Origin of the sequence: Shouchella oshimensis (assembly GCF_002019765.1) — a bacterium.
GTDB classification, from domain to species: Bacteria; Bacillota; Bacilli; order Bacillales; family Bacillaceae_D; genus Shouchella; species Shouchella oshimensis.
This window is the reverse complement of the sequence record NZ_KV917380.1, coordinates 2,317,230-2,327,903: the sequence shown is the minus strand read 5'-3', so window position 1 is coordinate 2,327,903 and position 10,674 is coordinate 2,317,230. Positions and strand designations below refer to the sequence as shown.

General features: G+C 38.8%; 10 protein-coding genes and 1 pseudogene. 9 read left to right on the top strand and 2 right to left on the bottom strand.

The features are described from left to right. A pseudogene (locus BK583_RS21075) lies at positions 1-238 on the top strand (IS110 family RNA-guided transposase); the annotation flags it as partial. A 300-nt stretch (positions 239-538) separates the two neighbouring features. On the opposite strand, the gene ytvA reads toward BK583_RS21075, so the two are convergent. Next, complete coding sequence (ytvA, locus tag BK583_RS11630) at positions 539-1,312, bottom strand: YtvA family blue-light photoreceptor (RefSeq protein WP_160319278.1); 774 nt, start codon at positions 1,310-1,312, stop codon at positions 539-541. Positions 1,313-1,675: 363 nt separating this feature from the next. Here ytvA and BK583_RS11625 point away from each other — a divergent pair, with 363 nt between their 5' ends. The 6 genes from BK583_RS11625 to BK583_RS11600 all read left to right on the top strand — a co-directional run bounded on the left by BK583_RS11625 (position 1,676) and on the right by BK583_RS11600 (position 7,518). Beyond that, positions 1,676-2,212, top strand: coding sequence for a TetR/AcrR family transcriptional regulator (locus BK583_RS11625; RefSeq protein WP_055735772.1), 537 nt, complete (start codon positions 1,676-1,678; stop codon positions 2,210-2,212). A gap of 64 nt (positions 2,213-2,276) precedes the next feature. Further along, positions 2,277-3,416: an MFS transporter gene (locus BK583_RS11620; RefSeq protein ID WP_038479515.1), complete on the top strand. Its 1,140-nt coding sequence runs from the start codon at positions 2,277-2,279 to the stop codon at positions 3,414-3,416. Between the two features lie 147 nt (positions 3,417-3,563). After that, entirely contained in the window at positions 3,564-4,310 is a 747-nt protein-coding gene (locus BK583_RS11615; RefSeq protein ID WP_055735773.1) for an IclR family transcriptional regulator, read from the top strand. A 40-nt stretch (positions 4,311-4,350) separates the two neighbouring features. Further along, on the top strand, positions 4,351-4,980 hold the full coding sequence (locus BK583_RS11610; protein ID WP_038479518.1) for a bifunctional 4-hydroxy-2-oxoglutarate aldolase/2-dehydro-3-deoxy-phosphogluconate aldolase: 630 nt from the start codon (positions 4,351-4,353) through the stop codon (positions 4,978-4,980). Positions 4,981-4,993: 13 nt separating this feature from the next. Next, positions 4,994-6,142, top strand: a complete 1,149-nt coding sequence (gene dgoD, locus BK583_RS11605) for a galactonate dehydratase (protein WP_038479521.1) — start codon at positions 4,994-4,996, stop codon at positions 6,140-6,142. 26 nt (positions 6,143-6,168) lie between these two features. Next, positions 6,169-7,518, top strand: a complete 1,350-nt coding sequence (locus tag BK583_RS11600; RefSeq protein ID WP_055735774.1) for a GntT/GntP/DsdX family permease — start codon at positions 6,169-6,171, stop codon at positions 7,516-7,518. 81 nt (positions 7,519-7,599) lie between these two features. Here BK583_RS11600 and BK583_RS11595 read toward each other — a convergent pair whose 3' ends face one another. Next, positions 7,600-8,838, bottom strand: a complete 1,239-nt coding sequence (locus tag BK583_RS11595; RefSeq protein ID WP_038479527.1) for an MFS transporter — start codon at positions 8,836-8,838, stop codon at positions 7,600-7,602. Positions 8,839-9,298: 460 nt separating this feature from the next. Here BK583_RS11595 and BK583_RS11590 point away from each other — a divergent pair, with 460 nt between their 5' ends. Both BK583_RS11590 and BK583_RS11585 read left to right on the top strand, forming a co-directional pair. Beyond that, positions 9,299-10,381, top strand: coding sequence for a response regulator aspartate phosphatase (locus BK583_RS11590; RefSeq protein WP_038479530.1), 1,083 nt, complete (start codon positions 9,299-9,301; stop codon positions 10,379-10,381). Continuing rightward, positions 10,378-10,569: a hypothetical protein gene (locus BK583_RS11585; RefSeq protein ID WP_055735775.1), complete on the top strand. Its 192-nt coding sequence runs from the start codon at positions 10,378-10,380 to the stop codon at positions 10,567-10,569. Before BK583_RS11590 ends, BK583_RS11585 begins: the two co-directional genes overlap by 4 nt. Positions 10,570-10,674: the final 105 nt, after the last annotated feature.

Sequence of the window (10,674 nt, the reverse complement as noted above, 5' to 3'; positions counted from 1 at the left end):
TGGAAATCCCAAAGGGAGAAAGATTTTATATCTCATCATTCGGAACATGATCCGCCAGCAGAAAGCAGCTCCTAATCATATTGTCGAGTATTATTACAAATTAAAAAAGCAACCTACCCCCAAGAAGGACAAGGTTGCCGTTGTCGCTTGTATGAACAAGCTCATAAAGTGTATGTATTCCATGGCTAGGAATCATACAGAGTACGATTACTCGCACGCGGTCTCAATGGACCAATAACTGTAGTATACCATAGGAACCTTATTTAAAAATAGACAGGGATAAGGTTTATTTCCTATGCCTAGATTTAAAAATAACATCATCAGAATTATTATAAAAACCCTATTGACTAAACGTAGGAAAGAGGCTGGGACAAAAGTAGATAGACAGACCAAAATGACGAACATTCCTGAAAATAGGAACGTTCGTCGTTTGTTTTCTATGAAAATGAGCGGAAGGATCCTCCTGTAGCGGTGCTACTCAGCATAGTTTAGACTATTCGTCTTTTCAAATACGACTTTTCGTTATGTCCCAGCCTCTTTATTTTTCGTTCATTTTCAATAAAAGCGCTTGAGTAGAGGCTGCCCTCTTGAGTTTACTTGCTAAAAAGGTCTGCATATCAAGTGGAGCCACAAGTTGCTGTTCTGCTAAACCAGTAACGACCATTTTTGTTCCGACCGAATGAAGATGGTCATGTAGATCTAAAAGTGCTTCAAAAGTTGCTTCATCAACGTTATTGATACAGCTCACATCTACAGCAAGTGTTGTGATGGTATGATCATGAATACTCCGCTTTGTTGCCTCTATTAAAGTGGAGATTCGTCCTTTTGTGACTAAACCAACAATTGGCATCACACCTATATCATGTAGTAGGGGGATGATAGGGCAAGGCAGGTGATCGTATTCTTTTATCGTTTCCAAATGAGCTAATTCAATTGTTTTGCGTTTCGTAATGTCTTTTTGGACACCGACAAAATACGTTTTATCATCTTTATTGTTTTTTGCAGGATCAATAGATAGCTCATTCCAAAAAGGGGTACCATCTTTTTTGTAATTTAATAGTTCCGTTTTATAACGGCCAAAGCGACTCAATGTCTGTTTTAGTTTCGCTATTTCATCTTTATTCGTATCCTCACCTTGTAAAAAACGACAATTCCTTCCTATAACCTCTTCTAGGTGGTATTGTGTAATATCCGTAAAACCTTGGTTAATAAAAATAATTGGATTATCTTTTAAACTAGGATCTGTTATAACAATCCCAATCCCGGTATAATCAAGACTATTTGAGAAAAAAGTCGCATCTAAATTAATCATAATCCCCAATAAGTTCCTTTTCGTTTTAACCATATAATACATAAAAATGATAGATTAATCAAACGTTTGCTCAGGTAAACAACCATTTTACAAACAGGATTAGCTCCTTTTTTAAAAATTGGCTTACAGTCTTTTTACACATGACCTAACGACTAATCTAGATAACGATAAAATATAATATCGCAATCAGCTGTAATAGCCCACACTGGCAACAAATTAGTTCATCTTTAACCTTACATACCGATGTTTGAATGAATGGATAACAATTAGTCTTTTATTTTCATTAGCGTAAAGGTTGCAAAAGCGAGATACATCCTTTACATTAATTAGAGTGATCGTTCTATCATGAAAGAGGTGAATAAGTTGAGTAAAAAGCGAGAGCAGTTACTGACTCAATCGGAACGTTTATTTGATCGACATGGATTCCATGCTGTTGGTCTTAAGCAAGTCATTAAAGAATCAGGCATTTCATTAATGACCATGTACAATCATTTCGAATCTAAAGAGGCACTCGTTCTTGAAATCTTAAAAAAAAGAGAAGCAAGGTATTTACAAAAGTTAGACCAGTTTACTGAAAAGAAGACAGGAAAGGATTTTATGCATGCGCTAGCAGAGGCGCATTTAAGTTGGATTCGTGACAATGGCTCCAATGGTTGTATGTTTTTGCGAGCAAAAGAAGAATATTCCTTAGCTCAAGCTGGACATTCTGCCATTGTCTCATTCGCAGATCAGCATAAGCATCGACTAACAGAATTTATTCACGATAAAGGATTCACGAACCAAGAGGCGGTGCGTGTTATGATTCTATTAGAGGGTGCAACGGCAATGGCTGAAGTATTTGACATTGAAGAAGTTGCAACTGAGGTGAATGGTGCACTAAAAGCGTTGTTTACTAATTAAGTAACAACGTTTTTTTATAAAGAGAAGTATAGTGATCGTTATATCAAATTCAAGAGGTGGAGTCATGTTAAAAATAGTGTTGCCAGGCTTAGCTATGATCGCTGTTACGTATGCGATGGCAAGGTTGAATTTCGGATTATTTCTTCCGGATATAGCCAATGATCTACAAATAAGTGAAAGCGAAGGAGGTCTTATCGGTTCGTTAGGGTATGTAGCGTACACGTTCGCACTTTTCTTTTCAGCCTTATTAATGAACAAAGTTGGATCAAAGGGTGTTAACGTGATTGCAGGGACAACGGCCGTTATCGGTTTAGTGGCTATAGCGACTGCCCATTCGTTCTTACACGTAAGCTTTGGCGTTTTTATTGCTGGTTTAGGGAGTGGATTCGCTTCACCGGCGCTAAGTCAACAAGCTAAGCTACTGTTGCCTAAAAAGCAAGTAGATCAAGGGAATACTTGGATCAATAGCGGCACAAGTTTTGGCTTAATGGCGACGGCACCAGTGGTTTTGTTATTCACTGAACAATGGAGACTCTCATTCTGGCTGTTTGCTTGTATAGGTATGGCTGTATTGATTTGGAACGTGTTATCTTTTCCCACTACAGATTTAGATAAAATAGCTAAGCCACCACACAGAAAAAGAAAACCGTTTCATACGATCAATCAGGCAAAGTACTTACTTATCGCTTCATATGTAATCGGTATGACTTCTTCTGTTTATTGGACGTTTGGAAGAAGCTTTCTTACCGTTGAGTATGGGGCTACAGCAACAGAAAGTATTCTGTTTTGGCTTGTGATTGGCGTGGCAGGTATTGTAGGTGGTTTAGCAGGAGGTCTGATACAAAGGATTGGTTTATCTTGGTCGTATCGACTTATTCTTATTGTTTTACTTAGTTCAATGATGCTGTTGAACCTTTCTCACAGCCTTGTCGTTTTTTCATCAGCCGCATTGTTTGGAGGGGCTTATATTTTTTTAACAGGTTTGTTTATTGTTTGGGCTACCCGCATGGATGACATGATGCCATCTACCGGTGTGAGTCTTTCTTTTCTAGCATTAGGAATAGGGCAATCTCTAGGTTCTTTTGTAGCAGGAAAACTAATTGAGAGCTTATCGTATTCTTTAACCTTCACACTGTTTTCATTAGCAGGTTTAATAGGGCTTATCATACCGATAGCAAAAAGAAGCAAAGAGCATATAAACTAAAGTGCTCTTTTGTTTTTGTAAATAGATAGCTTTCTTAGAAGATGGATGTTCATAACCCCAACACATTGTCACGTATTTGAAACCGTGCTACACTTTTGGTGGAAAACGCATACATGATGATGAATTACATATGTGATGGAGGGTGCTATGACGGTAAAGTCAGCGGTTCGTGTCTTGAGAATTTTCGAACTTTTAAGTACATACAAAAAAGGCTTAACAATAAAACAAATTAGTACGTTTTTGCAGTTTCCTCAAAGTAGTACGTCAGCGTTGATGAAAACCCTTGTTCATGAGAACTATGTAACAATCCATCAACATCATCTGTATGTGCTTGGACCTAGACTAATTCCAATTGGTCAAACTGCGTTAGAATCTGTTGATCTTCTATCCGTAGCCACACCTTCACTAAAACAGTTACAAAGTGCAGTGGGGGAAACGGTTTTTATGGCAACGCTCGTTAAAGGTGAACTAATCTATATAGCAAAAATAGATAGTGACCGATCTATTCGCACTTCTGCTTATTTAGGGGCGAAAAGCCCTCTTTATTGTACGGGCTTAGGAAAAGTTTATTTAGCTTTTATGGGAGAAACTGAACGAAATAACTATTTAGAGAGTATAATTTTGGAACCGATTACAGATCGGACAATAACGAGTAAAAAAGACCTAGCTGTGTGTTTGGCAACGTATCAAATACAAGGCTACGCAATGGATGATGAAGAACATGAAGAAGGGTTAGTTTGCTTTGCTGCACCTATTTTTGGAAATCTAAGCTCCATAGAAGCGGCTGTTAGTGTAGCGGGTCCAAAAGAGAGAATGATAAAGCAAAAACATTCTATTATAGAGCGTTTAAAAGAGACCGCAACACGCATTTCTAGCAACCTTGGCTACAAATAGATTCGCCTACTAAGCGGCGAATAAGGTAGGGGGAAGTCGAATGAATACTCAGGAAAAAATTCATGAAGGCAAGTTGATCGCCATCATTCGAGACGCACAACCAGAAGACTTATTAAACATTAGCGAAGCGTTAATAAAAGGAGGGATGTCTTTAATTGAAGTGACATTAAACTCTCAACAAGCTTTACAAGGCATTACTCGCTTAAAGAAAGCCTTAGGAACGGAAGTAATCATTGGTGCTGGCACGGTGCTTGATCCAGAATCAGCAAAAGCCGCTATTGATGCAGGAGCTGATTTTTTATTGTCACCAACAGTCAATGAAGCAACGATTAAACTAACAAAGCGTTATGGAAAAGTAAGCATTCCTGGCGCTTTTACACCGACAGAAATTCTTTCAGCTTATGAATATGGGGCTGATTTTATTAAGCTATTTCCAGCTCGAATGGGGCCAGAGTATATCAAGGATCTAAAAGGACCATTGTCTCACATCCCGCTCATTCCCACTGGTGGAATCAATGAAAGTAACGTTCAAGCATTTCTCAACGCAGGCAGTGCGGCATGTGGAATTGGAAGTTCATTAGTAAATACAACTGAAGCCATAACAAAAACATCTTTAGAAGAACTGACACGGAAAGCTAAACGATTTGTTTCCCTCGCTAAAAACAGTTAAAGGAGGATCCACTTTGAAACTGACAAACTATGAGCTTTTCCAAGTTCCACCAAGATGGCTTTTCTTAAAACTTGAAACAGATGAAGGTATTGTCGGCTGGGGTGAGCCTGTTATTGAAGGACGAGCTGCTACAGTGAAAGCAGCTGTTATGGAATTAATGGACTATTTAATCGGTAAGGATCCTTTGCAAATTGAAGATCACTGGAATGTTCTGTATCGTGGTGGGTTTTACAGAGGTGGACCGATCCTTATGAGTGCGCTTTCTGGAATTGATCAAGCGTTGTGGGATATTAAAGGAAAGTATTTAGGAGTGCCTGTCCATCAATTATTAGGAGGCAAGGTGAGAGAATCGATCAAAGTGTATTCTTGGATCGGTGGAGACCGACCATCCGATGTTGGAGCAGCCGCAAAGGCTGTGGTGGAGCAAGGCTTCAAAGCAATAAAGATGAACGCTACGAATGAAATGCAGTATGTAGACTCCTATGAAAAAATTGATCGAGTGCTGGAGAATGTAGCTGCTATACGCGATGCCGTTGGTCCATACATTGGAATAGGTATTGATTTCCATGGGAGAGTGCATAAGCCAATGGCAAAAATTCTTGCAAAAGAATTAGAGGCGTTTCGACCCATGTTTATTGAAGAACCGGTGTTGCCTGAAAATAATGAAGCGTTACGTGAAATTGCCAATCATACGGTTATTCCGATAGCGACAGGGGAACGAATGTATTCAAAGTGGGATTTTAAACATGTTTTAACAGCGGGGTATGTGGATATCATCCAGCCTGACTTATCCCATGCTGGTGGCATTACGGAAAACAAAAAAATTCTTTCAATGGCAGAAGCCTTTGATGTTGCTGCTGCCCCTCATTGTCCGTTAGGTCCCATTGCGCTAGCATCGTGTCTCCAAGTAGATGCCACCTGTCATAACGCTTTTATTCAAGAACAAAGCCTCGGGATTCATTACAATCAAGGCTCCGATTTACTTGACTATGTAACTGATGGGCATGTTTTTCATTATGAAGACGGCTACGTTAACATACCGAATCAAGCTGGATTAGGGATAGAAATAAATGAAGCACATGTAAGAAAAATGGCGGAAGTTGGTCATAACTGGAAGAACCCTATTTGGAGACACAGCGATCACAGCGTAGCCGAATGGTAATAGAGAGAGAAGGAGAGGAATAGCATATGTCTTCTTTAGGGTTGATCCTCGTCACAATTATTGGGATAGCGGTTTTGCTTTATTTGATTATGCATTCTAAAATGCAAGCGTTTTTAGCGCTACTTATTGCAAGTATCTTTATTGGTATCTTTACTGGCATGGACCCGATTTTTTTAATTGAAACGATGGAAGTTGGAATGGGTGGGACACTTGGTTTTATTGCGATTGTAGTCGGACTAGGTGCTATGTTTGGCGAGTTGCTCCGAACGTCTGGTGGAGCTGAGCGATTAGCGTTTACGCTAGTGGAGCGCTTTGGTGAAAATCGAGCACAATGGGCGTTAGCATTAACAGGGTTTATTGTTGCTATACCTGTGTTTTTAGACGTTGCACTCGTTATACTCATTCCCATTGTCTATAGTTTAGCTATGCGCACAGGGAAATCACTACTGTATTATGCTATTCCATTATTAGCGGGGCTTGCGGTTGCGCATAGTTTTATCCCACCCACACCTGGACCAATAGCTGTAGCAACCGTACTTGGAGTAGACCTTGGCTGGATGATGTTATTTGGTATCATTGCCGGAATACCAGCGATGATTGTTGCCGGACCTGTATTTGGTCGTTACATAGGAAAAAAAGTGCATGTAGGGGTTCCGGCACATATTGTAGAAGCTGCGAATAAAGAAGGAGAAAAGAAAGACCTTCCGAGCTTCGGACTTATTTGTTTTATCATCTTATTACCTCTTGCGATGATTTTACTGAATACGGCTGGAGGTGTGTTACTAAAAAAAGGTTCTGCTCCTCATCAACTATTGACGTTTATTGGGCATCCGTTTATTGCTTTAATTGTTGCTACATTGATTGCTATGTATTTCCTCGGAAAACATCGTGGATTATCAAAACAGCAAATGCAAACGATGACGACAAAAGCTCTTGAGCCTGCAGGGATTGTTATCTTAATTACAGGGGCAGGTGGAGTATTTAAAGAAGTCTTGATTGAAAGTGGAGTAGGCGATGCGATGGGAGAATTGATGGCGTCATCAGGATTCCCACTTGTCTTACTAGCCTTTTTAATCGCAACATTTGTACGTGTAGCACAAGGATCTGCTACCGTAGCCATGATTACAGCAGCAGGGCTAATCTCGCCGATCATTGAAATGGTTGATTTATCTCAACCCTCATTAGCGTTAATTGCCATTGCCATCGCATGTGGAGCGACAGTGCTATCACACGTAAATGACTCTGGCTTCTGGCTTGTAAACCGCTTTTTAGAAATGTCAGAAAAAGACACATTGAAATCTTGGACTGTTATGGAAACCATTATTGGCGTTGTAGGATTTCTAGTAGTATTTGGTTTAAGTTTCTTTTTTTCATAGTACACAAGAAAAGGGAGGAATCCCTTTTTTTGTCGCTCAAAACTAAAACAACACACGACTGCGCATTGTTTTAGTCTTGTTCTATTTGACTGTTTTATGAAAGGTTGTGCGCATTAAACAGAGGAGGATAGCGCTTGAAAAGACAATGTTGACATAGAAGATAACACGCACATCAAAGAATTCAGCCCAAAGTCCACTAAGAATGACTCCGAGAGGCATCGTTAATTGAACGATTGTTGCTACAGAACCAGATACCCGACCAAGCATGTCGTTAGGTGTTAATTCTTGCCTAACAGCGTGATAAATCGTATTGGAAATAGCTGTTGAAAAGGAATACATGGCCATTCCGATTGCAATCATCCACCAAGAGGTAGCAAAAGCTAGCATGACGAAGAAAAGAATATCAAATATGTTCGTATATGTATAGATTTTGCCACGGGGAAAGCGATCGACTAATCTCTTTACCGCAAACAAACCAAGTAAACCGCCAATCCCACCGATACTTAGGTACGCGCCAATCTGCTGTGGCGTTGCTTGTAAATAATCGACAGCAAAAAATAACAAAATCCCAATGGTTAAACTGAAACCGAAATTTTGAAAAAATATAACGTACGTAGTGACTCGTAGTAATGGATTTTGGAAGATCTCATGAAAGCCTTCTTTCGTTTCTTTCCATACAGAGCGTTGTTCTTGTTTTTTAGTGGTCTTTATTTGTAAAGACGGTAAAAACAATACGCAACTCAATGTTATTGTCACAAAAAGCAATTGGATTGACATCGCACCAGCATAACTAAGGGTTGCGACAGATGCTCCAGCTACTAATGGACCAAAAAGCCTTACACTATCTTTGAAAATACCAAGTTTCGCATTGGCTTCTGTTAACTGGTCTTTCGCTACAATTTGCGGTAAGGCAGCGTGGCCAGCGTTGGTATTTAATAGACCAGACGTGAAATACAAAAAACCAAAGAAATAAAGTGCCCATAGCTGGATGTTACCCATAAATAAAAATAAGGTTAACGTGGCAATGGTTATCCATTGAAGTATGGCCGCACTAATAAGAGCGGTTCTTCGATTGATTCGATCGACAATCACACCAGCAACAACACCAAGTGTACCACCTACTAGAAATTCCAATAATCGCATGGTGCTAATAAGAAGCGGACTTTGTGTCATGCTGTAGAGGAGTATAGGGATAACAAGGCTATACATAAATAAGCCGAGGCTACTTGACGTTGTACTGCCAATTAATAATAAGAAAGGGCGATTTTTCCAGAGAGAACGAGAGGGGACGACGTCAATTTTTTGTTCAGGATTTTCCAATATGAATGCCTCCTAGATGATGGTAAGTAGAATCGTTAAAATAATATGATTTTTCACTCGTTAACAGTAAAAATCGTTTAAGCCCACACAAGACTTAAAGAAGCAAAGAGAACATCAAGATTCTTCCATAATACCTGATATAGCTTTCTATTTCAGTAGTTTCAAGTTGGGAAATATAATTGAATGAATGGTTACCCTTTTGTCGAATAAAATCTTAACTGCGTCACACCCTCTATCCCTTTTGTTCGAAAATGACAACAATTTTACGATTCTCCTTAAAAAGAAACGTACGCTAGCGCCAGTAACGTAATACTATTAGCTCAATGATAAAAGATAAGTATTTTAATTTTTCTAATTAATTTGTCAGTTGGTGTTGGGAAATATGTCAGAACTATATAAGTTCCTGTCGAAGTCCCTTATAATGAGAGCAATTACATGAATCTAGGGAAGGGGATGGAACATGATCATTGCTTTATCATCTAGTATTGTCGGCAGCAAAATTGTGGAATGGCATAGTTGTTTAATAGCAAAAGATATGGTTCGGGCACAAGTAACAAAAGAAGAAACAAAAAGTCTTATCATGCAGATGGAACCTAATGAAAAAATTTTAGCGTACTATCAACTAGTCAGCTTTAAACATGATTTGCTGTCTACATACGAAAAAGGTGAATTGATAGAATCTACATTACTTACGCCAATTGAAGCAGAAAGAGACGACTACCTTCACTTTATGTATTATTTCGTATCCGGTCAAAACGAATTTCTGAACGAACGGTACAAATCGGCAATAAACATGTATAAAATTGCAGAGCGTCTTATCGAAAAAGTAAACGTTCCTGCTGAAAAAGCTGATTTTTATCAAGAGTTAGGTATGAGCTATTATCGTATTGACCAATATACGTTCGCAGCTTCCTATATGGAACAAGCACTGGAGTTTTTTGAACATAACACGATGTATGTTGTGAATGAAATTCGCTGTAAACTTGTCTTAGCAGCAATTGCCACAGAGCTTGGTAAGCAACCATTGGCTGAGCGAATCTACGATGAAATCATCCTTATCTCGAAGCCATTTCCATATTATTACTCCTTGGTTCTACATAATGTAAGTCAAAATCGTTTAACACAGCGAAGAGTTGAAGAAGCAATTGATTTATTAGAGGAAGCATTATCGATAAAAGAGTTTTCTCAATCCATTACGGGTTTAAAAGCTAAATACAATTTACTTAATGCACGATTGAGAAATAAAACATATAAAGGAGGGTTAGACGAGTTAGAATTTAATGCGAAAGCACAAAAATTAATGGAGATTAAAGCGAAGTGTAAAGTGAGTAGAGGGTTATATTTAGATAATGATTTTTCTGAAGTACTAATAGGTGTAGAAATGCTAAAAGCTAACGAAAAATACTTCGAATGTTCCGAAATTTATGATGAGATATCGCAATACTTTGAATCAAAAGGGGATTTGGCGACAGCTCTTAAGTACGCACGGCTAGTGCATGCAATGAGCAAAAAACAATCAAATGTTGGGGAGGATTTAATATGAAGAAAATGTCTTTTACTATGATGACAGTATTCATCCTTGCTTCAATATCATTTTCAGGAGGATTCTCAAGTGCAGCGAGTGAGATGATCGATCAACAAGGGAAACATGATTTTCATCAAATAGCAGGAAAGCATGACTTCCATCAACAAGGAAAACACGATTTCCACCAAATAATAGAAGCTACGTAAAGTCTCTAAACAAATACAACAAATAGACCGGCATAAAACGGTCTATTTGTTGTATTGAGTTTAAGCGGACACGTAGTCGCTTATTAATTCGGTGACTATAACCTA

Coding starts and splice junctions, on each gene's coding strand:
- ytvA (WP_160319278.1), bottom strand. CDS start 1,312: ATGATTAATTTAGATGCGACTTTTTTCTCAAATAGTCTTGATTATACC.
- BK583_RS11585 (WP_055735775.1), top strand. CDS start 10,378: ATGAAGAAAATGTCTTTTACTATGATGACAGTATTCATCCTTGCTTCA.
- BK583_RS11615 (WP_055735773.1), top strand. CDS start 3,564: ATGACGGTAAAGTCAGCGGTTCGTGTCTTGAGAATTTTCGAACTTTTA.
- BK583_RS11590 (WP_038479530.1), top strand. CDS start 9,299: ATGATCATTGCTTTATCATCTAGTATTGTCGGCAGCAAAATTGTGGAA.
- BK583_RS11620 (WP_038479515.1), top strand. CDS start 2,277: ATGTTAAAAATAGTGTTGCCAGGCTTAGCTATGATCGCTGTTACGTAT.
- BK583_RS11610 (WP_038479518.1), top strand. CDS start 4,351: ATGAATACTCAGGAAAAAATTCATGAAGGCAAGTTGATCGCCATCATT.
- BK583_RS11600 (WP_055735774.1), top strand. CDS start 6,169: ATGTCTTCTTTAGGGTTGATCCTCGTCACAATTATTGGGATAGCGGTT.